26 protein-coding genes and 1 riboswitch are annotated in these 23,384 nt (G+C 69.5%); of the genes, 17 read left to right on the forward strand and 9 right to left on the reverse strand.

All coding sequences use genetic code 11. The annotated features are described in order from the left end of the window. Window positions 1–30 precede the first annotated feature (30 nt). The 4 genes from IB278_RS07600 to IB278_RS07615 form a co-directional block, all read right to left on the reverse strand. Window positions 31–1,695, reverse strand: coding sequence for an alpha/beta fold hydrolase (locus tag IB278_RS07600; protein WP_192323105.1), 1,665 nt, complete (start codon window positions 1,693–1,695; stop codon window positions 31–33). A 42-nt stretch (window positions 1,696–1,737) separates the two neighbouring features. Beyond that, on the reverse strand, window positions 1,738–2,997 hold the full coding sequence (locus tag IB278_RS07605) for a putative Na+/H+ antiporter (RefSeq protein WP_192323106.1): 1,260 nt from the start codon (window positions 2,995–2,997) through the stop codon (window positions 1,738–1,740). Between the two features lie 109 nt (window positions 2,998–3,106). Continuing rightward, window positions 3,107–4,432, reverse strand: coding sequence for a lytic murein transglycosylase (locus IB278_RS07610; RefSeq protein WP_192323107.1), 1,326 nt, complete (start codon window positions 4,430–4,432; stop codon window positions 3,107–3,109). A gap of 126 nt (window positions 4,433–4,558) precedes the next feature. Beyond that, complete coding sequence (locus IB278_RS07615; protein ID WP_192323108.1) at window positions 4,559–5,488, reverse strand: LysR substrate-binding domain-containing protein; 930 nt, start codon at window positions 5,486–5,488, stop codon at window positions 4,559–4,561. A 110-nt stretch (window positions 5,489–5,598) separates the two neighbouring features. On the opposite strand from IB278_RS07615, the gene IB278_RS07620 reads away from it, so the two are divergent. The 15 genes from IB278_RS07620 (at window position 5,599) to IB278_RS07690 (ending at window position 17,716) form a co-directional block, all read left to right on the forward strand. Beyond that, window positions 5,599–6,663, forward strand: coding sequence for a tartrate dehydrogenase (locus IB278_RS07620; protein ID WP_192323109.1), 1,065 nt, complete (start codon window positions 5,599–5,601; stop codon window positions 6,661–6,663). Window positions 6,664–6,703: 40 nt separating this feature from the next. Then, window positions 6,704–7,702 carry a Bug family tripartite tricarboxylate transporter substrate binding protein gene (locus IB278_RS07625; RefSeq protein WP_192323110.1) on the forward strand — a complete coding sequence of 333 codons (999 nt, stop codon included), beginning with the start codon at window positions 6,704–6,706 and terminating at the stop codon, window positions 7,700–7,702. Window positions 7,703–7,799: 97 nt separating this feature from the next. Continuing rightward, entirely contained in the window at window positions 7,800–8,099 is a 300-nt protein-coding gene (locus IB278_RS07630) for a hypothetical protein (RefSeq protein WP_225612790.1), read from the forward strand. 3 nt (window positions 8,100–8,102) lie between these two features. Beyond that, a riboswitch (cobalamin riboswitch) is annotated at window positions 8,103–8,366 on the forward strand. A 156-nt stretch (window positions 8,367–8,522) separates the two neighbouring features. Further along, the gene (gene cobM, locus IB278_RS07635) at window positions 8,523–9,368 is read left to right on the forward strand and encodes a precorrin-4 C(11)-methyltransferase (protein WP_145741988.1); all 846 of its coding nucleotides are present in this window, start codon (window positions 8,523–8,525) and stop codon (window positions 9,366–9,368) included. Continuing rightward, entirely contained in the window at window positions 9,365–10,312 is a 948-nt protein-coding gene (locus IB278_RS07640; RefSeq protein WP_192323111.1) for a sirohydrochlorin chelatase, read from the forward strand. Before cobM ends, IB278_RS07640 begins: the two co-directional genes overlap by 4 nt. Then, on the forward strand, window positions 10,309–10,998 hold the full coding sequence (locus IB278_RS07645) for a precorrin-8X methylmutase (RefSeq protein ID WP_192323112.1): 690 nt from the start codon (window positions 10,309–10,311) through the stop codon (window positions 10,996–10,998). The genes IB278_RS07640 and IB278_RS07645 overlap by 4 nt, the downstream gene beginning before the upstream one ends. Next, complete coding sequence (locus tag IB278_RS07650; RefSeq protein ID WP_192323113.1) at window positions 10,995–12,092, forward strand: cobalt-precorrin-5B (C(1))-methyltransferase; 1,098 nt, start codon at window positions 10,995–10,997, stop codon at window positions 12,090–12,092. Before IB278_RS07645 ends, IB278_RS07650 begins: the two co-directional genes overlap by 4 nt. Then, the gene (cbiE, locus tag IB278_RS07655; protein WP_412556319.1) at window positions 12,089–13,417 is read left to right on the forward strand and encodes a precorrin-6y C5,15-methyltransferase (decarboxylating) subunit CbiE; all 1,329 of its coding nucleotides are present in this window, start codon (window positions 12,089–12,091) and stop codon (window positions 13,415–13,417) included. Before IB278_RS07650 ends, cbiE begins: the two co-directional genes overlap by 4 nt. Further along, on the forward strand, window positions 13,414–14,214 hold the full coding sequence (gene cobI, locus IB278_RS07660) for a precorrin-2 C(20)-methyltransferase (RefSeq protein WP_145740797.1): 801 nt from the start codon (window positions 13,414–13,416) through the stop codon (window positions 14,212–14,214). The genes cbiE and cobI overlap by 4 nt, the downstream gene beginning before the upstream one ends. Continuing rightward, complete coding sequence (locus IB278_RS07665) at window positions 14,204–14,941, forward strand: cobalamin biosynthesis central domain-containing protein (protein ID WP_145740795.1); 738 nt, start codon at window positions 14,204–14,206, stop codon at window positions 14,939–14,941. Before cobI ends, IB278_RS07665 begins: the two co-directional genes overlap by 11 nt. Then, window positions 14,938–15,342 carry a cobalamin biosynthesis protein gene (locus tag IB278_RS07670; protein ID WP_192323114.1) on the forward strand — a complete coding sequence of 135 codons (405 nt, stop codon included), beginning with the start codon at window positions 14,938–14,940 and terminating at the stop codon, window positions 15,340–15,342. The genes IB278_RS07665 and IB278_RS07670 overlap by 4 nt, the downstream gene beginning before the upstream one ends. 34 nt (window positions 15,343–15,376) lie before the next feature. Continuing rightward, window positions 15,377–15,577, forward strand: a complete 201-nt coding sequence (locus IB278_RS07675; RefSeq protein WP_192323115.1) for a CbtB domain-containing protein — start codon at window positions 15,377–15,379, stop codon at window positions 15,575–15,577. A gap of 14 nt (window positions 15,578–15,591) precedes the next feature. Then, on the forward strand, window positions 15,592–16,386 hold the full coding sequence (locus IB278_RS07680) for a CbtA family protein (protein ID WP_192323116.1): 795 nt from the start codon (window positions 15,592–15,594) through the stop codon (window positions 16,384–16,386). Beyond that, window positions 16,383–17,363 (forward strand): precorrin-3B C(17)-methyltransferase, encoded by a 981-nt coding sequence (gene cobJ / locus IB278_RS07685; RefSeq protein ID WP_192323117.1) that lies wholly within the window; start codon window positions 16,383–16,385, stop codon window positions 17,361–17,363. The genes IB278_RS07680 and cobJ overlap by 4 nt, the downstream gene beginning before the upstream one ends. Then, a complete protein-coding gene (locus IB278_RS07690; RefSeq protein WP_192323118.1) occupies window positions 17,360–17,716 on the forward strand; it encodes a (2Fe-2S) ferredoxin domain-containing protein in 357 nt (118 codons plus the stop codon). Before cobJ ends, IB278_RS07690 begins: the two co-directional genes overlap by 4 nt. Before the next feature lie 16 nt (window positions 17,717–17,732). Here the strand turns inward: IB278_RS07690 and IB278_RS07695 are convergent, their stop codons facing one another. The 4 genes from IB278_RS07695 to IB278_RS07710 form a co-directional block, all read right to left on the reverse strand. Next, complete coding sequence (locus IB278_RS07695) at window positions 17,733–18,971, reverse strand: dihydrolipoamide acetyltransferase family protein (protein WP_192323119.1); 1,239 nt, start codon at window positions 18,969–18,971, stop codon at window positions 17,733–17,735. Then, window positions 18,972–19,985, reverse strand: a complete 1,014-nt coding sequence (locus tag IB278_RS07700) for an alpha-ketoacid dehydrogenase subunit beta (RefSeq protein ID WP_145740784.1) — start codon at window positions 19,983–19,985, stop codon at window positions 18,972–18,974. It lies immediately after the preceding gene. Window positions 19,986–19,989: 4 nt separating this feature from the next. Continuing rightward, complete coding sequence (locus tag IB278_RS07705) at window positions 19,990–21,231, reverse strand: 3-methyl-2-oxobutanoate dehydrogenase (2-methylpropanoyl-transferring) subunit alpha (RefSeq protein WP_192323120.1); 1,242 nt, start codon at window positions 21,229–21,231, stop codon at window positions 19,990–19,992. Window positions 21,232–21,332: 101 nt separating this feature from the next. Next, the gene (locus tag IB278_RS07710) at window positions 21,333–21,611 is read right to left on the reverse strand and encodes a GIY-YIG nuclease family protein (protein WP_192323121.1); all 279 of its coding nucleotides are present in this window, start codon (window positions 21,609–21,611) and stop codon (window positions 21,333–21,335) included. A gap of 29 nt (window positions 21,612–21,640) precedes the next feature. Between IB278_RS07710 and IB278_RS07715 the strand changes: the two genes are divergently transcribed. Continuing rightward, complete coding sequence (locus IB278_RS07715) at window positions 21,641–21,910, forward strand: helix-turn-helix domain-containing protein (protein ID WP_192323122.1); 270 nt, start codon at window positions 21,641–21,643, stop codon at window positions 21,908–21,910. 117 nt (window positions 21,911–22,027) lie between these two features. Then, a complete protein-coding gene (locus IB278_RS07720; protein ID WP_192323123.1) occupies window positions 22,028–22,339 on the forward strand; it encodes a hypothetical protein in 312 nt (103 codons plus the stop codon). 94 nt (window positions 22,340–22,433) lie between these two features. Here the strand turns inward: IB278_RS07720 and IB278_RS07725 are convergent, their stop codons facing one another. Then, entirely contained in the window at window positions 22,434–23,324 is an 891-nt protein-coding gene (locus IB278_RS07725) for a DUF3616 domain-containing protein (RefSeq protein WP_225612791.1), read from the reverse strand. Window positions 23,325–23,384 lie beyond the last annotated feature (60 nt).

Consider the following 23,384-nt stretch of genomic DNA (forward strand, 5'->3'; position numbering starts at 1 on the left):
GACAGAATATCCAACAAAATGGAAGAACAGTCAAGGCAAGCCGTCGGCCACCCTGGGCCTCGACGACGGCTCCCACGAATCAGGCGTGGTGGCGACCAGCTCCTTGAGGTTGGACCAGGGCTTTGCGCCCGGCACGGTGGTGCCGCCCGTGATCGCGACCTTCGCGAAGGCCACCATGCGCTCGCGCAGGTATTGCCTGTCGCTCTCGGGCCAGGTCTCGATCGAATGGGGTGCGCGGGCCACCACGATTTCACGTGCACCAGGGATGCGGTCGTAGGCGGCCACGGTGCCTTGCAGTGTTTCCGCACGGTCCCACGGGCCCTTGCCGAAGAACGCGGCCGGCCATTTGTGCATGCCCGCGAGCGGCGCCGAGTTCGGATAGAACAGGATGTGATGATCCGCCGCCATGCCGCCCAGGAACAGGTTGCGGTCGGCCAGGTCGGGCGAGGCGGGCAGGTAGCCCGCGCCGCTCGCGAATGAAGACAGCAGGATCGCGCCCCTGATGTTCGCAAGCCCCTTGGGCGGCTGGCATTCGGGCACCGGCATGTCGTAGCTGCACGCACCCGAAAAGTTCTTGGCCATGGCCCAGGCCGTGGACATCGAGCCGCGCGAATAGCCGCCGAGCAGGATCGGAATGCGCGTCGACTTCATGCCGCCCAGCAGCCTGCCTGCCGCCTCGCTGCCCTCGAGCACGCGGCCGTCAGGCGTGAGCAGCCGCAGGCCTTGGCCGGTGTCGAGTTGCGCGAGCACGCGAAACACGTCCTCGCCCTGCTCCAGCGTGTGGGTGTCGCTGAATCCGCCCGAGATGCCCTCGCCGCGCCGGTCGTAGGCCAGCACGTCGAAGCCCGCCTGGTGGAGCGCATCGAGGTTCTCGCGCCACCAGCGCTGGCCCATGGTCTCGGTGGTGGCGTTCGGAAATTTGACCTCGACCGCGCGGCCCGTGGCCGGGTCGATGCGGTAGGGCTTTTCATCGGGATGCTGGATCGCGGTGAGCTGCCCGCCGCCGCCCGGCGCCATGATCGCCAGCGCGCGCATCCTGCCGCCCTTGCCGTCGTCGACGCCGCGGCCTTCGATGTACCAGCCGCGCAGCTTGACCGGATCGGCCATCTTCAGGCCAAGGCGCTCGAAGCTGTCGCGCGGCACGGTGAACTCGACCACGAAGGTGCTGGCATCGGCGCGCGCAATGGCCTCGGCATAAGGCGCCTTGGCGAAGAAGGCCGGGCGCCGGATCTGCCGCAGGTCGACGAGCCCTTCCGGATCGATCCTGCCGGAGGGATCGACCACGCCGGTCGAGCGCGTCGAGCGCGCCTTGTTCGGCGGCAGCCAGCGCTGCATCTGCGCATCGATGCGCGCGAAGCAGGCGGCATCAGCCTTGCAGGCGCGCCAGCGCTCCTTCAGGCGCGCATCGGTGAATTCATCGACGTAGTAGTCGCTCCCGGCATAGCCCGCGGGCGGACGGTAGGCGTTGACGCCGAACGGCACGCAGACGGTGCGGCCATCGGGCTGCCGCAGCCGGTAGCCGGGCAGCTCGTGGTTGCGGTCGACGCCCACCCAGGCGCGGCAATCGGTGGGCGGCGGCTCGGCCCTCGCGCTTCTGGATGAAACGGCGTCGCCGTGCGAAGAGCAGCCGCCGATGGCCAGGGCCGCTGCGAGCACCGCGCCTGCGGCCGGACCGATGTGAAAGAACGCGTGCATGTTCCTGTCTCCTTTCGATCCGCGCCGCGCGCGGTTCCACTGCTACAACAGCATGAAGGCCGCGGCGGCCACGAGCGTGGGCCCGAGCGCACCCAGCAGCAGTCCGCCAGCGCCGATGGTCTCGTCGGAGAAGCCGCGCTTGAGCAGCGCGACGCCCGCGGGATTGGGCGCGTTGGCAATCACCGTCAGGCCGCCGCCGGCCACCGCGCCGGCGACGAGCATGTACTTGGATTCGTCCGGGATGTTCGTGATCAGCGAGCCCAGGTAGGTGAGCGCCGCGTTGTCGGTGATGGCCGTGAGGCCCAGCGCACCGAAGAACAAGGCCAGCGGCTGCAGGCTCGATACGACCGGCTCCAGCCACCACTGCTGCATGCCGCCCAGCACCACCAGCCCGGCCAGGAAGAAGCCGACGAGCAGCGCTTCCTTGATGATCAGCGGGCTCTGGTGGCGCTCGTAGGCCTGCGTGAATCCGAGGAACATCAGGAACAGCCCGAGGAACGCGACCGGATGATGCGCGAACAGCACGATGCCGGCCAGCAGCACCAGGTGCACCAGGGCCACGGCGGGCGGCACGGGCGCTTCGGAGAGCGCCGCGTCCGCGGCCGATGCGGCGGGCAGGTGCTTGCGCAGCACGAAGGTGGCCACGGTGGCGTTGACGAGCACGGCGATGGCGGCCTTCCAGCCGAAGGTGGCGAGCATGAAGGCGCTGTCCCATTGCCAGGTCGAGGCCACCATCAGCACCGGCGGCGCCGCGTACGACGTGAGCGTGCCGCCGATCGACACGTTGACGAACAGCACGCCCAGCGCGAGGTACTTCACCGCTTCGGGCACCTGCGGCCTGAAGATCTGCGGCGCGAGCATGAGCGCCGCGATGGTCATGGCCGCGGGCTCGGTGACGAGCGAGCCCAGCAGCGGCACGGCGGCCAGCCCGAGCCATGCCGCCGCGACGGGCGTGGGCAGCGGCAGCACGCGCGCAATGAGGCTCACGCCCGACATGACGGTGCGCAGCACGGGCCGCGAGGCGGCCACCACCATCACGACGAAGACGAACAGGGGTTCGGTGTAATTGCGCGACTCCGCATAGCCGAGCGCCGGCCCGCCGCCGACCAGCAGGGCCATCGCAAGCACGAGCACGATGGCCCAGAAGCCGAACACGACCTCCACCTCGCCCAGCAGGTGGAACAGGCCGGCGTGCCGGGGAAAGCGGTGCGACAGCCGCTCGAACTGCTTGGCGGCAAAGGTGTGGAGGAGCGCCACGGCAAAGATGGCTGCGGCAACGTACTGGATGGTGGGCTCTTGCATGGGAGGGTGGCGTGGCTGATCCGCGTGGCGGCCCGACCATCGCATGAACCTGCGGCGCCGCCAACCAGAAGCAAGGGCCCCGCACCCGGCCCCAGTTTAACGGTGCCCGCTAGGGTTGTTGCTGCAGGCGCTGCAGCAGCTCCGCGCTCGGATAGCCATCCGCGGGCAGGCCGACGCTGCGCTGGTAGCGGCGCAGCCCTTCGCGCGTGGCGGGGCCCATGACGCCGTCGGCCGCGCCGGTGGCAAAGCCGCGCTGGGTGAGCGCAGTCTGCAACTCGACCATCTGGCTGCGCGAGAGCGCCGACAGGCTTCTTGGCCATGGCGTCTGCACGTCGGGGCCGCCGCCAAGGCGCTGCGCGAGCAGGCCCACGGCGAGCGCGTAGTTGGTCGAGTTGTTGTAGCGCAGCACGGCGCGGAAGTTCGGCCCGACCAGGAAGGCCGGCCCCTGTGCGCCCGCGGGCAGCAGCACCGAGCCGTCGGCAAATTCCGGCAGCGGCTGGCCGTCCATCGTCGTGATTCCCTCGGCCGCCCACTGCGTGCTCGGCTGGCGTACGGCCATGTCGGCGCGGCCGTAGTCGAAGCCCGCCGGCAACTTGACCTCCACGCCCCACGGCATGCCGGCCTGCCAGCCCGAGCGAGAGAGAAAGTTGGCCGTCGAGGCCACCACGTCGGGCATGCTGCCCCAGATGTCGCGGCGTCCGTCGCCGTCTGCATCCACCGCGTAGGCCAGGAAGTTCGAGGGCAGGAACTGGGTCTGGCCCATGGCGCCCGCCCAGGAGCCGATCATGCGGCCGCGCGCGATGTCACCGCTGTCGAGGATCTTCAGCGCCGCGAGCAGTTCGCGGCGGGCCCAGTCTTCCCGCCGCCCCTCGAAGCCCAGCGTGGCCAGCGCGTCGATGACCGGCGTGCTGCCGTAGTTGCCGCCGTAGTTGCTTTCCATGCCCCAGATGGCGACGACGATGGTGCCCGGCACGCCGTAGCGCGCGGCCGCCGCATCGGCTTCGGCGCGAACCTGCAGCAGCTTGTCCTGGCCCGTGGCAATGCGCTGGGGCGAGACGGTGTTGTCGAGATAGTCCCAGGCCGTGCGCGTGAACTCGGGCTGGGCGCGGTCCAGCTCGATCACCCGCGGAAGAAACTGCACCTGGTCGAAGGCGCTTCGCAAGGTGGCCTCGCTGATGCCGGATGCGCGTGCGGTGGCGCGGAAGTCTGCGACCCATTTGGCAAAGCGCTGCTGCTCGAGCGCGGCAGTGTCCGTAGCTGCGGGCGTGGGCGTGGGCGCAGTTGCGGGCCGCTGACCCGCTGTGGTGCCCGGCGGCTGCGTTGCCGATCCGGGCGGTGCGGAAGCGCAGCCTGCGACAAGCGCCGCGATGGCTGCGGCCATGAGGGCGGGCCTGATGGTGGACTGCAGGAATGAGGTGCTGCTGGTTGGATGCATCCACGGATTCTCACCCGTGCTGCACGGCGGCAAGCCGTTCTCACGCGCCGACGCGCCCCTTTCCTACACCTGCGGTGGACGGGCTGGCAAGCATGGGTCTTTCGGCAGCGACCCTCCTCGGCTCGGCTATGCCTTGCCCGACGCCGCCTGCTGCGTGAAGGAGAGCGCCAGGAAATCGACGAAGGCCCGCACCCGCGCGGCCAGCTGGTGCCGCTGCGGGTACACGGCATAGATATCCGCATCGGGCGTGAAGTACTGCGGCAGCACCTGCACCAGGCGGCCGCTGCGCAGGTAGCGGTTGATGTCCCACTCGGCCCGCATCAGGATGCCGTGGCCTTCGAGCGCCCAGTTCACAGCGATCTCGCCGTCGTTGGTCGCCAGGTTGCCGCGCGTCCTGACGGACTCGGTGCGCGCATGGCGCCCTCTGCCGCTCGTCAGGCGCCAGACCCCATAGGCCTCCTCGCCCTGGCGGATGCCGATGCAGTTGTGCCTGGCCAGGTCGTTCGGCACCTTGGGCATGCCGCGCGCCGCCAGGTAGGCGGGCGATGCGCACAGCAGCCGGCGGTTCGACGCGATATGCCTTGCCACCACGCGGATGTCCGGCGGCGCGCCGAAGCGCACGCAGACATCGAACAGGTCCTCGCTCGGCGCCGGCGGATTGACCGACAGCTGCAGCTGCACTTCCACGGCCGGATGCTTGCGCACGAAGCGCGAGATCAGCGGCGCGACATGGCTGCGCCCGAAGCCCAGCGTGGCATTCACGCGCAGCAGGCCGCGCGGCGTGGCGCGCGACACGCCCAGCAGTTCCTCCATGCCGTCGATCTCGCCGAGGATGCGGCGCGCATGCTCCAGGTACAGCTCGCCCTCGGGCGTGAGGCTCATGCGGCGCGTCGAGCGGTTGACCAGCAGCACGCCGGCGCGCGATTCCATCAGCGCCAGGTGCTTGCTGACCGCGGGCGTGGTGATGCCCAGTTCCCGCGCAGCGGCGCTGAGGCTGCCGGCGCTGGCCAGGGTGGAGAAGAAGCCGAGATCGGCCGGAAGGATGGCGCTGCTCATCGCGGCTCCACTGTTGAATACAGGTTAACGATGGCTTCACTTTAGCGCCGATTCCGCGGGCTCCTGCTTCCTACAGTCGGAGCTCTTTCCAACCTCCCGCAGACATCGCCATGAAGACGTACAAGATCGCAACCATCCCCGGAGACGGCATCGGCAAGGAAGTCGTTCCCGCAGGCCAGAAAGTGCTCGAAGCGCTGGCTTCGGCCAGCAGCAGCTTCGGCTTTGAATTCGAGAACTTCGGCTGGGGCGGTGACTACTACCGCGCGCACGGCAAGATGATGCCGGACGACGGCCTCGACGCGCTGCGCGGCAAGGACGCGATCCTGTTCGGCTCGGCGGGCGATCCGCACATTCCCGACCACATCACGCTCTGGGGCCTGCGGCTGAAGATCTGTCAGGGCTTCGACCAGTACGCCAACGTGCGCCCGACGCGCATCCTGCCCGGCATCGATGGCCCCCTCAAGCGCTGCGGACCGGACGACCTGAACTGGGTGATCGTGCGCGAGAACTCCGAAGGCGAGTACGCGGGCGTCGGCGGCCGCGTGCACCAGGGCCATCCGATCGAAGCCGCCACCGACGTGTCGATGATGACCCGTGCCGGCGTCGAACGCATCATGCGCTTCGCCTTCAGGCTGGCGCAGTCGCGGCCCCGCAAGCTGCTCACGGTCATCACCAAGAGTAACGCCCAGCGCCACGCGATGGTGATGTGGGACGAGATCGCGCTGCAGATATCGAAGGAGTTTCCGGACGTCACCTGGGACAAGGAACTGGTCGATGCATCGACCGCGCGCATGATCAACCGGCCGGCCTCGCTCGACACCATCGTCGCGACCAACCTGCATGCCGACATCCTCAGCGACCTGGCCGCCGCGCTCGCGGGCAGCCTGGGCATCGCCCCCACCGGCAACATCGATCCCGAGCGGCGCTACCCGTCGATGTTCGAACCGATCCACGGCTCCGCCTTCGACATCATGGGCAAGGGCCTGGCCAATCCGGTCGGCACCTTCTGGTCGGTCGTGATGCTGCTGGAGCACCTGGGCGAGGCCGAGGCCGCGCGGCGCGTCATGCAGGCGATCGAAGCCGTGACGGCCGACCCCGCGCTGCACACGCGCGATCTCGGCGGCAGCGCCACCACGGCGCAGGTCACGCAGGCCGTGTGCGCGCGGCTCGCCTAAAGAAAACACACGGCGCAGACCGTCAGCCAGGAGACAAAACATGATGAAGCAACCATGCGCCACCAGGCGCCGCGCCCTCGCGGGAACCGTCCTGGCGACCCTCGGCCTTTGCATCGCGCCCTGGGCCACCGCGCAAGAGCCGTGGCCGGCCAAGCCGATCAGCCTGGTCGTGCCCTTCCCCTCCGGCGGCACCACCGACGTGCTGGCCCGCGCGCTGGCCGATGCGCTCTCCAAGGCCCTGGGCCAGCCCGTGATCGTGGAAAGCAAGCCCGGCGCCGGCGCCACGCTGGGCGCCGACTACGTCGCCAAGGCCAGGCCCGATGGCTACACGCTGCTGATGGGCGCGGTGCACCACACCATCGCGACCAGCGTCTACAAGAAGCTGCCCTACGACTTCCAGAAAGACTTTGCGCCCATCACCACGGTGGCGATGGTGCCCAATGTGCTGGTGGTCAACGCGTCGCTCACGCCGGCCAAGTCGGCCGCCGAACTGGTCGCGCTCGCCAAGTCGTCGCCGAAGGAGATGACCTACGGCTCCAACGGCAACGGCACGGCCCAGCACCTGATCGGCACCCAGTTCCAGGCCAGCACCGGCGTCAGGCTGCTGCACGTGCCATACAAGGGCAGCGGTCCGCTCACCACCGACCTGCTGGGCGGACAGGTGGACATGTCCTTCGACACCATCACGCCCGTGCTGCAGCACATCAAGGGCGGCAAGCTGCGCGCGCTGGCCGTCACCACCGCGAAGCGCTCCGCCGTGCTGCCCGACGTGCCGACGCTCGAAGAGGCCGGCCTGAAAGGCTTCGACATCGGCACCTGGTTCGGGGTGCTGGCACCGGCGGGCACGCCGAAGGACATCACCTCGAAGCTTCACGCCGAGATGGCCAGGATCATCAAGTCGCCGGAGTTCGCCGAGCGGATGCGCGCCATCGGCGCCGAGCCGATCGGCGACAGCTCCGCCGAGATGGCGGCGCGCATCCGCGAAGAGACGGTGAAGTTCGCGAGGCTGGTCAAGGAGGGCAAGGTCGCGGTCGAGTAGGGCCGGATTCACGACGATCTTGTTACTCCCCGCTGCGCCCGCCAATCCATAGAGTTGCCTTGCGGCGCCATCCACGGCGCGCCACAAGGAGCCGGCGATGAGCATCGAGAGCAGCAACGACAGCAGCAGGAAAACCCGCGTCGCGCAGGCGCTCGGCGTGTATCGGAGCATCGCTGCGTGCCATGAGCGCCTTGCACGCGGCGATGACGTCCACGCGCTCACCGCGGCGCTGATGCTGCCCTGCTACCAGGCCGGGTTCAGGCGCCTGGCGCGCGAGCTGGGCCCTGCGGAGCAGGACGAGCTGAGCGCCGCGCTGCGGCGGATGGAGCGCGCCGATGCGCCTTCCCTTCCCCGGCATGGGGCTCCTTCCGCCGTTCATCGAGCCCAGACCGCCTGATACACTTTGCGCGCGTTGTCAGGTGTCCTGGCGCCCCGTATCAACGGCGGGGTGGCCAGGGTGAAACGGGAAGTCGGTGCGCGGCGGTGGAGAGAACACCGCGCAATGCCGACGCTGCCCCCGCAACGGTAAACGAGTCAGAAGCAAGGCCCCGGGATTCGGTCCCGCGCCACTGTGCCGCGAACGGCATGGGAAGGTGGTCTTGCTGGAGAGCCGATGGCCTTCCGCTCGTGAGCCCGGAGACCGGCCTGACGACCAGCGCATGACCTTGCGGTGGGCGAGGATCGGCGGGCGGCGCATGGCGTCCGGCTCGATGCAGGTGTGCATCCGCCGGAACCGCATCCACTGACGCCCCTCCGATTTCTCCCGCTGCCCGGTCCTACCGACCATCTATCGCGCGGCGGGCGCGGAGGAATCATCATGATGAACGAGCGAGCCATCGCTCCAGGCAGTGCGCCGGCGCCGGGAACCGTGTGGTTCGTCGGTGCGGGCCCGGGCGATCCGGAACTCATCACCGTCAAGGGCCGCGGCCTCGTCGAGCGCGCCGGGGCGATCCTGTTCGCGGGCTCGCTGGTGAGCGAAGCCGCGATGCGCTGGGCGCATCCGGACTGCGCCATTGCCGACAGCAAGGACATGACGCTCGAGCAGATGTCGGCCTGGCTGATCGCGCAGGCCGCGCGCTGCGAGACCGTGGTGCGCCTGCAGACCGGCGACCCGGGCCTGTACGGCGCGCTGATCGAACTGGTGCAGCCGCTGGATGCGGCGGGCGTGCCGATCGGGGTGGTGCCGGGCGTGTCCTCCGCCATGGCATCGGCGGCCGCGGCGGTGGAAAGCCTCACGCTGCCCGAGGTCACGCAGACCGTGATCTTCACGCGCGTCGAAGGCCGCACGCCGATGCCCGAGGGCGAGTCGCTCGAGGCGCTGGCCGCGCACCACAGCACGCTGTGCATCTTCCTGAGCATCACGCTGCTGGGCAAGGTCACGGCCGCACTCGCGGCCGCCGGCTGGTCGCCCGATGCGCCCGTGGTGGTGGTCCACAAGGCGAGCTGGCCCGGCGAAGAGAAGATCGTGCGCGGCACGGTGGCGACTATCCAGGCGCTGTGCCGCGAGGCCCGCATCGCGACCCAGTCGATGATCATCGCCAGCCCCACGCTGGGCGCGCGGCAGTGGACCACGCTCGCCAAATCCAAGCTCTACGACGCGAGCTTCACGCACCGCTTCAGGCGCGCGAGCGTTCCCGCCGAAACCCTGCGCCAGGAACTTCCATGAACTCAGAAACCATTCTGCTGGTGGGCCACGGCTCGCGCGAAAAATCCGGCAACGACGAGATCGAGGCCTTCGCCGCGCAATGGCGCGAGCGGCAGCCGGGCTGGCGCATCGAGGTCTGCTTCATCGAGTTCTCCGAGATCACGATGAGCGAGGGCCTGCGCCGCGCCGCCGAGAGCGCGCGGCGCGTGATCGTGGTGCCGCTCATCCTCAATGCCGCGGGCCACGTGAAGATGGACATCCCGCAGGCCATCGACGGCGCCCGGCTCAAGTACCCGATGGTGCAGTTCCTCTATGCGCCGCACCTCACGGCCTGCGACCCGATCCTGGCGATCCTGCGGCGCCGCCTCAAGGACGCGATGCAGGCGCTCGACATGCCCGACCCGACCACCACCGGCGTGGTGATCCTGGGCCGGGGTTCGTCGGACCGCCAGGCCAACGGCGACATGGCCAAGATGGCGCGCTGGCTGATGGAGGAGACCGACCACGAGCTGGTCGACCTTGCCTTCACGGGCATCACCTACCCGCGTCTGGAGCGGGCCGTGCAGCGCCAGAGCCTGCTGGGCATGAAGCAGGTGGTGGTGCTGCCGTACTACCTGTTCAACGGCACGCTGGTCGAACGGATCGCGCGCCAAGTCGAACACCTGAAGGCGCAATACCCGACGATCCGTTTTGTCTCCACGCGCTACTTCGGCTTCGAGCCCGAGATCTTTGCGCTGCTGGAGCAGCGCGTGGATGACCTGCGGCGCGGCGCACCGGCCGCGCTCATGCCCTGCGACGGCTGCAAGTTCCGCGACTTCGCGGTGGAACACGGGCTGGGCGGCCATCACCATGGCGATGCGGGCGCGCACGGCCATGACCATGGTCACGATCACCATCACGACCACGATCACGACCACGCGCATGGCCACGCCCATGCGCACGATCCGGTGCCGGTGCTGCGATGAAGCCGGCGTCTTCCACGGCGGCCAACGTCGTCACCGAGCAGCTCACCGCGGCGGGCCGTGCCATCGAGCACGATTCCTTCGCGGTGATCGACCGCGAGGTGGCATCGCATGCCTACACCGCTGACCAGTGGCCCGTGGTGCGCCGCATGATCCATGCGAACGCCGACTTCGACTTCAACGGCCTGACCGACTTTCATCCTGAAGCGGTCGACGCCGCCATCGCCGCCATCCGCTCGCGCGCCAGCCGCGTGCTGGCCGATGTCGAGATGATCTGCGTCGGCCTCTCGGCCCCGCGCCTGGCCCACTTCGGCATGGGCACGCACCAGTTCATCAGCGACCCCGACGTGATCTCGCAGGCGATGGCCGAAGGCACCACGCGCGCGGTGCAGGCGATGCGCAAGGCGCATCGGCTCGGGCTGGTCGACGGCGCGATCGTCGGCATCGGCAATGCGCCCACCGCGCTGATCGAGATCGTGCGGCTGATCCACGAGGAGGGCGCGCGCCCCGCGCTGGTGGTCGGCATGCCGGTGGGCTTCGTGTCGGCGGCCGAGTCGAAGGACCTGGTCGCGCTCGAAAACGACGTGCCCTGGATCGTGATCCGCGGGCGCAAGGGCGGCTCCACGCTGGTGGTGGCCGCGATCCACGCGCTGCTGAGCCTGGCCGAGGCGCGCGAACACGCCGCATGATGGACAAGGGCGCGCCCCGCGGCACCCGCACCGGTTTCACGACCGGTGCGTGTTCGGCCGCGGCGGCGCGCGCGGCGGTGATCGGCCTGGTCACGGGGCAGGTGCCCGGCGAGGTCGAGTGCCTGCTGCCCAACGGCGACCTCGTGCGCTTCGCGGTGCACGACGGCCGCGTCGACGGCGCGAGCGCGCATGCGATGGTCATCAAGGACGCCGGCGACGATCCCGACTGCACCGACAAGGCCCATCTCACGGCCGATGTGCGCCTGCTGCCCGAGCTCGCGGGCCAGGTGGTGCTGGCCGGCGGCGCCGGCGTGGGCACCGTCACCATGCCGGGCCTCGGGCTCGCCGTGGGCGGCCCCGCCATCAACCCGGTGCCGCGCCGCAACATCGAGGCCAACGTGCGCGCGGTGGGCGCGACGCTGCTCGACGAAGTCGGCCTCGAAGTCGCCATCTCCGTGCCGCAGGGCGAGGAGATGGCCAGGAAGACGCTCAACGCGCGCCTGGGCATCCTCGGCGGCATCTCGATCCTGGGCACGACCGGCATCGTCAAGCCGTACTCCACCGCCGCCTACCGCGCGAGCGTGGTGCAGGGCGTGCAGGTGGCGGGCACGCTGGGCCACGGCGTGGTCGTGCTCACGACCGGCGGGCGCACCGAGAAATTCGTGATGGCCGAAATGCCGGAGCTGCCCGAGCCGGCCTTCGTGCAGATGGGCGACTTCCTGCGCTATGCGATGGGCGCCGCGGTCAAGGCCGGGATCCGGAAAGTGGTGATCGGCGGCATGGTCGGCAAGCTCACCAAGATCGCGCAGGGCGAGACCATCACCCACGCCGGCCGGGCAGAGGTCGACACCGGCCTGCTGGCCGACCTGGCCGCCGGACTCGGCGCGCCGCCCGATGTGTGCGATGCGATCCGCGGCAACGAGACCGCGCGCTATGCCGGCGAGCGCATGGACACGCTCGGGCTCGGCGCCGCCTTTCACACGGCGCTCGCGCAGCGCGTCATCCAGACGCTGCGCACACGCTACCCCGACCAATTCGAACTGAAAGTGCTGGTCTGCGACTTCGAAGGCCGAAAGATCGCGGAGGCGCCGTGAACGACAACGACAACAACATGACCCACAAATGCCGCATCCTCGGCGTGCTGGACGACGGCGATGCGAGCCTCGGGCGCAGCGCGATGGCCCATCTGCAGCAGGCGCAGCTGGTGATCGGCGCCGCACGCACGCTGGCGCTGTTCGCGCCGCACATCGCACCCGGCGCGGTGCAGCGCGACCTCACCGGCGCACTGTCGCAGGTGCCCGAATGGATCCGCGCCGCACAGGCCGAAGAGCGCCGCGTGGTCGTGCTGGCCACCGGCGATCCGCTGTGCCATGGCATCGCGGCCTTCCTGGCCGCACGCCTGTGCATCGAGGCGATCGAGGTCATCCCGAACGTGTCGACGCTGCAGCTGGCCTGCGCGCGGCTCGGCCTGCCTTGGCAGGAGATGAAGTTCGCCTCGGTGCACGCGAAGGACGCGGGCGACTGGCTGCCGGGATCGCCGCCCGCGCACGGCCTCTATGCACTGTTGCGCGACATCCGCCAGCACGACCGCCTGGCCGTGCTCACCAGCCCCGACAACACGCCCGACCGCATCGCGCGCATGCTGGTGGCCGAGGGCCTGGCCGACGATTTCGAGATGGCCGTGGCCGAGCGCCTGTGCCAGCCCGAGGAGCGCGTGGTCAGCGGCATGCGCATCGCGGCGGCGGCACAGATGCGTTTTGCCGACCCGAACGTGGTGCTGCTCTGGCGCACCCGGCTGCGCGCGCCGCAGGTGCTGTTCGGCCTGCCGGACGCGAGCTTCGAACAGCGCCATCCCGAGAAGGGCCTGATCACCAAGAACGAGGTGCGCGCCGTCTCGCTCGCGCGCATGCAGCTGCGCGCCGACAGCGTGGTGTGGGACATCGGCGCGGGCTCCGGCTCGGTCGGGCTGGAGGCGGCGCGGCTGTGCTGGCGCGGCCATGTCTACGCGATCGAGAAGAACGCGGACGACAGCGCCATCGTCGCGCGCAACCGGCAGGCCATGGGCATCAGCAACCACAGCCTGGTGCACGACAAGGCGCCCGAGGGCCTGGCGGCCTGGGCCGATCCGGACGCCGTCTTCATCGGCGGCTCCGGCGGCGAACTGGCCGAGCTCATCGCGCTGGTGCTGCGGCGCCTGCGTCCGGGCGGCTGGCTGGTGATGAACTTCGTGACCATCGAGAACCTCGCAGGTGCGGTCGAGGCGTTGAAGGCGCAGGGTGCGAGCTGGGACGTGCTGCAGCTGCAGGCCTCGCGCAGCAAGCCGATCCTGCACATGCACCGGCTCGCGGCCGAGAACCCGGTGTGGCTGGTCTGTGCGCAAAGGACTGAGGTCCGCGTGCTGACGGGCGGTGCGGCATGACGGCACCCGGCATGCTCCACGGCGTATCGCTCGGCCCGGGCGATCCGGACCTGATCACGCGCCGCGCCTGGTCCCTGCTGACGCGCACCGACGCGGTCTGGACCTACCCCGTGCGCAGCCTGCGCAAGGAAAGCTACGCGCTCGACATCGCGCTGCGCGCCGGCCTGTCGGCGCCCGCGCAGCACCAGGCGCTGCTGTTCCCGATGACGCACGACGCCGAGAAGCTCGCGCGCCACTGGCTGAAGGCCGCCGAGACCGTGCAGGCGCTGCTGGCGACCGGGCAGGACGTGCTGTTCCTGGTCGAGGGCGATGCCTCCACCTATGCGAGCTTCTGCTACCTGGCGCGCGTGCTGCGCGAGCTCGACCCGGCCGCGCGCATCGACGTGGTGCCCGGCGTCACCTCCTTCAACGCAGCCTGCGCGCGCCTGCAGCTGCCGCTCTCGGAGCAGGACGACACCGTGGCCATCGTGCCGGCGGCCTACGGCATTGCCGCGGTCGAGAAGATGCTGGACGACTTCGACACGCTGGTGCTCATGAAGGTCAAGCCGCTGCTCGACGACCTGATCGACCTGCTGGCGCGGCGCGGCCTGCTCGCGCACAGCCGCTTCATCGAGAAGGCCGGCTCGCCGGTCGAACGCATCGTGCACGACGTGGCCAGCCTGAAAGGCAGCAAGGTCAACTACCTGTCGCTGCTGCTGGTGAAGAACCCCGGCCGCGAACGCGGCGAACTGGTGCGCGGCTGCCGCAAGAAAACCAGCACCGAAATCGAAGAGGACGAAAACCCGAATGACGAATGAAGCCGCACCCCGCGTGGTGCTCGTGGCCATCACCAAGCACGGCGCGCAGCAAACGGCCGGACTGGCCCGCCTGCTGCCCGAGGCCAGCGTGTGCGTGGGCTACAAGTTCGCGCCGCTCATGGCCGGACTGCCCAACCCCGTGCGCGCCTATGCGGGCGCTTTCCGCGACGAGATCGCCGCGCTGTTCGCGGACTTCGACCAGATCGTGTTCTTCGTTTCGCTCGGCGCCGTGGTGCGCCTGATCGCGCCACACCTCAAGAGCAAGGACGAAGACCCGGGCGTGCTGGTGGTGGACGACGCCGCGCAGTTCGTGATTCCGGTGCTCTCGGGCCACGTGGGCGGCGCCAACGCGATGGCCGAGCAGGTCGCCGCGCTACTGGATGCCACGCCCGTGCTGACCACCGCGTCGGACGTGGGCAAGACCATCCCGGTCGACATCCTCGGGCGCGAACTCGGCTGGAAGGTGGAGGCGCCCAAGATCAACATCACGCGCGTCTCGGCCCATGTCGTGAACGGCGAGCCGGTCGCGGTGGTGCAGGAAGCGGGCAGCACTGATTGGTGGAACCGCCCGACTCCCCTGCCCGCCAACATCCACCGCTTCGCGCGCTTCGACGATGTGGATCTCGCGCGCTTCAAGGCCGTGCTGTGGATCACGCAGGCCGAAGTGAGCGCCGAGCGCTGGCGCACGCTGGCCGAGCGGCTCGTCGTCTACCGGCCGCCGCAATGAGCACCGTGCGCTACGCCATCGGCCTGGGCTGCGACCGCGGCACGCCCCAGCACACGCTGCAGCAGGCGATCGACGAGGCGCTGGCCGGCATCGGCGCGCAGCTCGCGCAGGTGGCCGCGGCCGCCAGCATCGACCTGAAGGCCGACGAGCCCGGCCTGCTGGCGCTGGCCGCGGCCCACGGCTGGGCGCTGCGCTTCTATCCCGCCGCGCAGCTGGCCGAGGTGCCCGTGCCGCATCCGTCGGAAACGGTGCGCCGCCACACCGGCACGCCTTCGGTCAGCGAGGCGGCCGCGCTGCTGGCCGGCGGCGGCCTGCCGATGGCGGCGCTGGTCGTCCCCAAGCACAGGCACCGCGGCACCGACGGGCGCCACGCGACGGTCTCGATCGCGCGCATGTCCTGATGAATCCCAACCCTCACCTCGAATGGAACCCGCAATGAACACCTCCTCCACGCACACCACTTCCCCCACCGGCGGCTTCGCCCATGCCGGCACGCCGCGCAACCTGCTGCTGCAACTGGCCGGCGCCGCGGCGCTGGGCCTGTTCGTCTTGTATGGCGTCGCCTTCGCCGAAAGCCCGCTCGCGCACAACGCCGCACACGACGTGCGCCACGTCACGGTCAAGCCCTGCCACTGAGCACGGAACATTCCATGATCTTCCAACGATTGATCTGGTGCGCACTGGCGGTGGCCGTGCTGGTGGGCAGCGTGCAGACCGGCGTGCAGCAGTGGCAGGCCACGCCGATCATCCAGGCGGCCGAAAGCTACGAGTCGCAGAAGGCCGCGCCCCTGCCGGACCACGGCCATGACGCGGCGCATGCCCACGGCGCGGCCGCGGATGAAGTGCAGTGGCAGCCCCAGGACGGTGCCGAGCGCAGCTTCTGGAGCTGGGTCGCCAACATGCTGCATGCCTTCAGCATGGCGCTGCTGGTGCTCGCGGCGATGGGTGTCTGCCTCTGGCGCGGCGCCCGCATGCGCTCGCTGCCGCTGGCGCTGCTGGTGTCTGCCGCCGGCTGGCTGAGCTTTCACTTCTGGCCCTCGCTCGGGCTGCCGGCCGAGATCCCTGGCATGGATGCGGCCCGGCTGGGTTCGCGCCAGGGCTGGTGGGTGCTGGCCGCGGCCGGCGCGGCGCTGGCCTGCACCTCGCTCGCGGGGCTGCGCAGCGCCTTGCGCTGGCCCGCGGCCGCGGCCTGGCTCGCGCTGCCCTTCGTGGTGGGTGCGCCGCAGGCCGCGGGCGATCCTTTCGCGGGCTTCGGCGCCGAGGCACAGGCCGCACTGCGGATGCTCGATGCGCGCTTCATCTGGGCGACCACCTGGATCTCGCTGAGCTTCTGGGCCTCGACGGGCGTGGCCTGCGGCCTGGCGTTCGAGCGCTGGCTGCGGCCGGCGCTGGCCGCTGCGTTCGATGATTCGCGCACTGCGCCGGCACTGGAGGTGAATCCATGAGCGGCAAGATTTCATTGGTCGGCATCGGCCCCGGCCACCACGACCACATGACGGGCCGCGCGCTGGCCGCGATCGCCGAAGCCGATGTGGTGGTCGGCTACAGCACCTACATCAAGCTGGTGGCCGACCTGCTCGAGGGCAAGGAGGTGATCCGCAAGGGCATGACCGAGGAGCTTGACCGCGCCGTCAACGCGCTCGAGCGCGCCCGCGAGGGCAAGAAGGTGGCGCTGATCTCCAGCGGCGACGCCGGTGTCTACGGCATGGCCGGACCGACCTACGAGGTGCTGTTCCAGGCCGGCTGGACGCCGGACTCCGACATCGCCGTCGAGGTGGTGCCCGGCGCGTCGGCCATCAACGCCTGCGCGGCGCTGGTGGGCGCGCCGCTCACGCACGACTTCTGCTCGATCTCGCTGAGCGACCTGCTCACGCCCTGGCCCGTGATCGCGCGGCGGCTCGACGCGGTGGCGGCGGCCGACTTCGTGGTGGCCCTGTACAACCCGAAGAGCGGGCGGCGCACCCAGCAGATCGTGCAGGCGCAGCAGCTCTTCCTGCGGCACCGGCGGCCGGACACGCCGGTGGCGGTGGTCAAGTCGGCCTACCGCCGGCGCGAGCGCATCGAGTTCACCACGCTCGCCCACATGAGCGAGTGCGACATCGGCATGCTGACGACGGTGCTCATCGGCAACAGCCACACCTTCGTGCAGCACGGCCTCATGGTCACGCCGCGCGGCTATGCCAACAAGTACGACCTGGACGATGGCGGCAACACGCGCAGCGGCGAGAAGCCCGGCCGCTCGCTGTCGACCGGCCTGCTGGGCTGGATGGCCAACCTGCGCGCCGACCACGCCGAGGGCGCGAGCGCCGCCGCGCTGGCCGCACAGCACCGCCTGCCCGCCGACTACATCGAGGCGGTGCTGGCCGCACCGGCCGAGGAAGAAAGCGCCGCGGCCGCGCCGCTCGAGGAGGCGCAGGAATGAGCGAAGTGGTCAAGCCCAGGATCGGCGGCTACAAGCGCCACCTGCTGGTCTGCACCGGACCGCGCTGCAGCCCCGACGGCGCCTCGCAGGACCTGTTCGACAGCCTGGGCGACAAGTTCAAGGCCGCGGGCCTCAACGAGGGGGCACTGCGCGTCAAGCGCAGCCGCGTCGGCTGCTTCGCGGCCTGCAAGGGCGGACCGGTGATGTGCGTGCAGCCCGACGGCACCTGGTACTACAACGTCACGCCCGAGAACATGGACCGCATCCTGTCGCAGCACCTGGTGGGCGGCGTGGTGGTGGAAGACCTCGTATTCCACCAGGGACCGGGGCTCGCGCCGGACGGCGACGCCTGAGGCGCCGCGGCGCCGGCTACTCGGCAAAAAGCAGCGCCGGGCATTCGAGCGAGGCGCGCACGGCCTGCACGAACTCGGCCGCCAGCTGGCCGTCGACCACCCGGTGGTCGAAGGAGGACGACAGGTTCATCATGCGCCGCGCGGCCACCGCGCCATCCTGCATCACCGGGCGCTGCACGATGCGGTTGACGCCGACGATCGCCACCTCGGGCGCATTGATGATCGGCGTGGACGCGATGCCGCCCAGCGCGCCCAGGCTGGTGACGGTGATGGTCGAGCCGCTCAGTTCGTCGCGCGTGGCCCGGCCCGCGCGCGCGGCCTCGGCCAGCCGCGCGATCTCGGTGGCGCTCGACCAGGGGTCGCGTGCTTCGGCGTGGCGCAGCACCGGCACCATGAGGCCGACCGCGGTCTGGGTCGCGATGCCGACGTGCACCGCGCCATGGCGCGTGAGCACGCCCGTCTCGTCGTCGAAGCGGGCGTTGATCTGCGGAAAGCGCGGCACCGCCAGCACGATGGCGCGCACCAGCAGCGGCAGCAGCGTCAGGTGGGCCCGCTCGCTACCCCAGCGTTCGTTGAGCCGCGCGCGCAGCAGCTCCAGCTCGGTCACGTCGACTTCCTCCACGTAGGTGAAGTGCGGGATGCGGCGCATCGCATCCTGCATGCGCTGCGCGATGCGGCGGCGCACGCCGGTCACGGGCACGGCCTCCTCGTCGTTGCGCTCCGCGTAGCGCGGCGGGCTCGGCGCCTGCGCGCCCTGCCGGCGGAGCAGCCAGGCGTCGAGATCCTCGTGCAGGATGCGGCCGTCGGCGGCGCTGCCCTGAATCTGCTGCAGATCGATGCCGAGCACTGCGGCGCGGTGGCGCACCGCGGGTGCGGCGAGCGGCTTGCCGGCCGAGGGTGGCGTGCGCACGGCCGGTGCGGATGCCGTTGCGGCTGCTGCCGCCACGGCTGGTGCAGGTTCAGGTGCCGGCGCACGTGCGGGTGCGGCCGGCACCTGCACCGCCTCACCCTGCGCGCCCACGTCGATCCGGATCAGCTCCGCGCCCACCGCAAGCTGCTGCCCCACTTCGCCGCCGAGCGCGAGCACCCGGCCCGCGACCGGCGAGGGAATCTCGACGGTGGCCTTGTCGGTCATCACGTCGGCCAGCACCTGGTCCTCGACCACCGTGTCGCCGGGCTGCACGCGCCATGCCACCAGCTCCACCTCGGCAATGCCTTCGCCGAGGTCCGGCACCTTGATTGCATGCGTGGCCATTCAGTTCTCCATGACGCGGCGCATCGCCGCACCGACGCGCGCCGGCCCCGGAAAGTAGGCCCACTCCTGCGCATGCGGATAGGGCGTGTCCCAGCCGGCCACGCGCTCGATCGGCGCCTCCAGGTAGTGGAAGCAGTGCTCCTGCACCAGCGCCACCAGCTCGGCACCGAAGCCGTTGGTGCGCGTGGCCTCGTGCACGACCACGCAGCGGCCGGTCTTCTTGACCGAAGCGACCAGCGTCTCCAGGTCCAGCGGCCACAGGCTGCGCAGGTCGATGATCTCGGCATCGATGCCGGTCTCCTGCGCGGCCGCTTCCGAGACGAAGACCATCGTGCCGTAGCTGATCACCGTCAGGTCGGCGCCGGGGCGGAACACGGTGGCCGACTCCAGCGGCACCGTGTAGTAGCCCTCGGGCACTTCGCCCAGCGGATGCGCCGACCAGGACACCAGCGGCCGCTCGTGGTGGCCGTCGAAAGGGCCGTTGTACAGCCGCTTGGGTTCGAGAAAGATCACAGGGTCGTCGTTCTCGATCGAGGCGATCAGCAAGCCCTTGGCGTCGCGCGGATTAGAGGGCATCACCGTGCGCAGTCCGCAGACATGCGTGAACAGCGCCTCGGGGCTCTGGCTGTGGGTCTGGCCGCCGTAGATGCCGCCGCCGCAGGGCATGCGGATGGTGATCGGCGCGGTGAAGTCGCCCGCCGAGCGGTAGCGCAGGCGCGCCGCCTCGGACACGATCTGGTCGTAGGCCGGATAGACGTAGTCGGCGAACTGCACTTCCACCACCGGGCGCAGGCCGTAGGCGCCCATGCCGATGGCCGAGCCGACGATGCCGCCCTCGTTGATCGGCGCATCGAACACGCGCGAGCGGCCGTACTTGGCCTGCAGGCCTTCGGTGCAGCGGAACACGCCGCCGAAGTAGCCCACGTCCTGGCCGTAGATGATCACGTTGTCGTCGCGCCCGAGCATCACGTCCATGGCGGAGCGCAGGGCCTGGATCATGGTCATCGAGGCCATGGCGTCATCCCTCGGCGGACAGCTGCGCGCGCTGCCGCTTCAAGTGCTCGGGCATCTCCTTGTAGACGTCCTCGAACATGGTCGCGGCGCCGGCGACGTGGCCGTCGGCCATGGAGCCGAAGCGCTCGGCCTCCTTCAGCGCGGTGTTCACCTGCGCTTCCAGGTCGGCCTGCGTCTGCTCATGCTCCTGCTGCGACCAGGCGCCGATGGCCGTCAGGTGCTGCGCCAGGCGCGGGATCGGATCGCCCAGCGGAAAATGTGCCCAGTCGTCGGCCGGGCGGTAGCGCGAGGGATCGTCCGAGGTCGAGTGCGCGCCGGCGCGGTAGGTCACCCACTCGATCAGCGTCGGACCGAGGTTGCTGCGCGCGCGCTCCGCGGCCCAGCGCGAGGCCGCCAGCACCGCGAGAAAGTCGTTGCCGTCGACACGCAGCGACGCGATGCCGCAGCCCACGCCGCGCGCCGCGAAGGTGGTGGCCTCGCCGCCGGCAATGGCCTGGAAGGTCGAGATCGCCCACTGGTTGTTGACCACGTTGAGGATCACCGGCGCGCGGTACACGTGGGCGAAGGTCAGCGCGGTGTGGAAGTCGGACTCGGCGGTGGCGCCGTCGCCGATCCATCCCGAGGCAATGCGCGTGTCGCCCTTGATCGCCGAGGCCATGCCCCAGCCCACCGCCTGGATGAACTGCGTGGCCAGGTTGCCCGAGATCGAGAAGAAGCCGGCGCGCTTCATCGAATAGCACACCGGCAGCTGCCGGCCCTTGAGCGGGTCGCGCTCGTTGGACATCAGTTCGCAGATCAGTTCGAGCATCGTCACGTCGTCGCGCGCCAGCAGCAGGCCCTGCTGGCGGTAGGTGGGAAAGCACATGTCGCCCTGCTGCAGCACCAGCGCGTGGCCGGTGGCAATGGCTTCCTCGCCAAGGCACTGGATGTAGAACGAGATCTTCTTTTGCCGCTGCGCGATCAGCATGCGGGCGTCGAAGGCGCGCGTCTTCATCATCGCGCGCAGGCCGCGGCGCAGCAGCTCGGGGTCGGCCTCGGGCGTCCACGGACCGACCGCGCGGCCCTCGTCGTCGAGCACACGCACCAGCGTGTAGGCCAGGTCGCTGGTGTCAGCCGGCGATGCGTCGATTGGCGGTTTTCGCACCTCGCCGGCACGCGACAGGTGGAGGTAGGAAAAGTCGGTCTCGTGCCCCGGCCGCCCCGTGGGCTCCGGCACATGCAGACGAAGAGATGCGCCCTGGCTCATCGCGTTGTCTCCGCGCTCGATGGGATCGTTCGCCAGCAAAGCCTAGCGAATTTCAGGCGGGAGCGCAGCCGGTCAACCGCGTATTCTTTCTTGCGGGCGCGTCAGTCCTTGGTTTCGAAGAAGGCGAGCTTGCGCGCGCGGGGCAGTGCCTTGACCCTGATTTCCGCCCGCAGCGCGGCCCCCTTGTCAGGGTAGGGGCGCGCCGCAAGCACGCGCAGCGGAGGACGCGCGCGCGTGAATTTGGCGCCCAGCCCGAACACATGCTGAAAGAAGCGCTGCTCCACGTCGAGCGCGATCCCCGTGTAGTACACGCCGCCTTCGCATTCCAGGAGGTAGAGCCAGTAAGGCACGGAACCGGGGTCGGGCAGGGATCGAGGCATGGCGCGGATTGTGCAGCGACAATATCCCGATGGCCCAAGGCAAACGCATCTCGGCGGACATCGACAGCGGCGCCCTTCAGGCGATCAAGCACATGGGTGCGCAGGCCAGGCTGGCACGCACCCTGGCCGGTGAAGGCCAGGCCGCAGCCGCCGCCCGGCTCGGCGTCCATGTCCAGACGGTCGCCCGAATCGAATCAGGCGAGCCGGGCGTCGCCATCGGGCACGTGCTGGGCATGCTTGCGCTCTACGGCATCGCAGCGAAGCTGCTGCTTCCCGGCGACGACCAGCCCGGCGCCTGAGCGGGTTCATCTGCGGAGTGCGCGCAGGCGGGAGCAGGCGTACAGTCGAACATCGAGCCCACCGGCGCTGGCAGCCGCCGCAGCCACATCGGGGCTCTCCACGAATGGAGGTCGAAGATGGCCCAGCATGCAATTACCGCTGTTCACTTCAACGACGCAAAGATGGACCTCGTCGCCATTCACCCGGTCGTGGAGCAGGAGTTCGGTTCGACGGAATTTGCCCTGGGCCCGGTGCGGCGAATCAGCGTCGGCGAATGCGCCGATCTCATTGCCGCCGGCGAGGAAGTGTGCCTTGCGCGGCGCACCGAAAACCATGCCTGGGAGGTCATTTGCGACGTCCAGCTCTTGCCGGGCGGATCCGGCATCACCGGCGTCGACATCGTGGGTCGTCCCAACAGTGCCTTACAGGGCCTTCCTGTGTGGGACTGAGCATGTTCCCGGCTGCCGCCCTGTTGCGCCGACTTGTCGGTTGCGGGAGCGCTCCGCATCCGGGCGCTCGCCATCGCAGCAAGCGCAGGCCGATTCAAGGCGTGGTTTGCAGTTGATCGAGGTCCAGCAGAAGATAACTCGCAGGCCGTTCTGCCTTCCGATTCCCGTCGTCGCTGACGATGATGATCCGGTCCACCCCGTCGATGACAGCCGGGCTTACCCCTTCTGCGCGCTCCAGGCCCTGAAGACCAGGAACCGTCACACGGCGCGGCGTGCCGCCTCGCTGCCCATTCCAGAGCCAGAGGGCGAACTGGCTCGGCTCGCGCGAAACCGGCCCACTGATGACCAGGTACTCGCCGATGGAGGGGACATAAGACAACCCACGAATTCCGTGGCCACCCAGATCCAGCGCATCGAGATCGGCCGCCACCCGAGGTGCCTCATCCGCCTCGAAGAGTTCATGCGGGTTCTCGATGCTGGCGATGAGTGCGCGGCCGCCGCGCAACGGGCTGCGAAAGCCGATCATCAGTCGTTGCTGGTCCGGGCTGATCTCCAACGCTTCGATATTGAGCCCGCCGCCGGTCTTGACATCCCGGATCCTGGCTGCGGAGGCCAGTTCAGGATGCTTCGCCGTCAGGGCACGCTTCAATCCGTCGACGACCTTGGGGCCCACAACCCGGCTCCCCTCGACCCGGAACCGAACCAGTCGTTCACGGGACTTCTTTTCGTCGCCTTCGTCGTCTCGAGAATGCGACGTGATGGCGTAGACGAAACCTGCCCGATCCAAGGCAAGTCCTTCGAGGTCATCCAGTCTCCAGAAGTCGCTGAAGATCTGAAACAGTCCGGCAGTGAGCTCGCTACCGTGGACACTTCCGTCGGCGCCGATCTCGACCACACTGAAGGGATGGCGCTTTTCGTCCTCGACCACAAGAAAGCGCCCGTCCGGCAACTGCTGGATTGCAGACGGCTCATAGAGGCCGGTCAAGGGCTGGAAAGCGGGAAATCCTTTGTGCGCCACGCAAGCATTGTCCACCCACCCGTATCT

Origin of the sequence: Variovorax sp. VRV01 (assembly GCF_014852545.1) — a bacterium.
Taxonomy (GTDB): Bacteria; Pseudomonadota; Gammaproteobacteria; order Burkholderiales; family Burkholderiaceae_C; genus Variovorax; species Variovorax beijingensis_A.

Excerpts from the sequence above, each read along its gene's own strand:
- cobJ (WP_192323117.1), top strand. The coding sequence starts at position 16,383 with ATGAGCGGCAAGATTTCATTGGTCGGCATCGGCCCCGGCCACCACGAC.
- IB278_RS07615 (WP_192323108.1), bottom strand. The coding sequence starts at position 5,488 with ATGAGCAGCGCCATCCTTCCGGCCGATCTCGGCTTCTTCTCCACCCTG.
- IB278_RS07610 (WP_192323107.1), bottom strand. The coding sequence starts at position 4,432 with ATGCATCCAACCAGCAGCACCTCATTCCTGCAGTCCACCATCAGGCCC.
- IB278_RS07620 (WP_192323109.1), top strand. The coding sequence starts at position 5,599 with ATGAAGACGTACAAGATCGCAACCATCCCCGGAGACGGCATCGGCAAG.
- IB278_RS07650 (WP_192323113.1), top strand. The coding sequence starts at position 10,995 with ATGATGGACAAGGGCGCGCCCCGCGGCACCCGCACCGGTTTCACGACC.
- IB278_RS07680 (WP_192323116.1), top strand. The coding sequence starts at position 15,592 with ATGATCTTCCAACGATTGATCTGGTGCGCACTGGCGGTGGCCGTGCTG.
- IB278_RS07710 (WP_192323121.1), bottom strand. The coding sequence starts at position 21,611 with ATGCCTCGATCCCTGCCCGACCCCGGTTCCGTGCCTTACTGGCTCTAC.
- IB278_RS07720 (WP_192323123.1), top strand. The coding sequence starts at position 22,028 with ATGGCCCAGCATGCAATTACCGCTGTTCACTTCAACGACGCAAAGATG.
- IB278_RS07705 (WP_192323120.1), bottom strand. The coding sequence starts at position 21,231 with ATGAGCCAGGGCGCATCTCTTCGTCTGCATGTGCCGGAGCCCACGGGG.
- IB278_RS07690 (WP_192323118.1), top strand. The coding sequence starts at position 17,360 with ATGAGCGAAGTGGTCAAGCCCAGGATCGGCGGCTACAAGCGCCACCTG.
- IB278_RS07625 (WP_192323110.1), top strand. The coding sequence starts at position 6,704 with ATGATGAAGCAACCATGCGCCACCAGGCGCCGCGCCCTCGCGGGAACC.
- IB278_RS07630 (WP_225612790.1), top strand. The coding sequence starts at position 7,800 with ATGAGCATCGAGAGCAGCAACGACAGCAGCAGGAAAACCCGCGTCGCG.
- cobM (WP_145741988.1), top strand. The coding sequence starts at position 8,523 with ATGAACGAGCGAGCCATCGCTCCAGGCAGTGCGCCGGCGCCGGGAACC.
- IB278_RS07645 (WP_192323112.1), top strand. The coding sequence starts at position 10,309 with ATGAAGCCGGCGTCTTCCACGGCGGCCAACGTCGTCACCGAGCAGCTC.
- IB278_RS07600 (WP_192323105.1), bottom strand. The coding sequence starts at position 1,695 with ATGCACGCGTTCTTTCACATCGGTCCGGCCGCAGGCGCGGTGCTCGCA.
- cobI (WP_145740797.1), top strand. The coding sequence starts at position 13,414 with ATGACGGCACCCGGCATGCTCCACGGCGTATCGCTCGGCCCGGGCGAT.
- IB278_RS07695 (WP_192323119.1), bottom strand. The coding sequence starts at position 18,971 with ATGGCCACGCATGCAATCAAGGTGCCGGACCTCGGCGAAGGCATTGCC.
- IB278_RS07670 (WP_192323114.1), top strand. The coding sequence starts at position 14,938 with ATGAGCACCGTGCGCTACGCCATCGGCCTGGGCTGCGACCGCGGCACG.
- IB278_RS07700 (WP_145740784.1), bottom strand. The coding sequence starts at position 19,985 with ATGGCCTCGATGACCATGATCCAGGCCCTGCGCTCCGCCATGGACGTG.
- IB278_RS07605 (WP_192323106.1), bottom strand. The coding sequence starts at position 2,997 with ATGCAAGAGCCCACCATCCAGTACGTTGCCGCAGCCATCTTTGCCGTG.
- IB278_RS07675 (WP_192323115.1), top strand. The coding sequence starts at position 15,377 with ATGAACACCTCCTCCACGCACACCACTTCCCCCACCGGCGGCTTCGCC.
- IB278_RS07640 (WP_192323111.1), top strand. The coding sequence starts at position 9,365 with ATGAACTCAGAAACCATTCTGCTGGTGGGCCACGGCTCGCGCGAAAAA.
- IB278_RS07665 (WP_145740795.1), top strand. The coding sequence starts at position 14,204 with ATGACGAATGAAGCCGCACCCCGCGTGGTGCTCGTGGCCATCACCAAG.
- IB278_RS07715 (WP_192323122.1), top strand. The coding sequence starts at position 21,641 with ATGGCCCAAGGCAAACGCATCTCGGCGGACATCGACAGCGGCGCCCTT.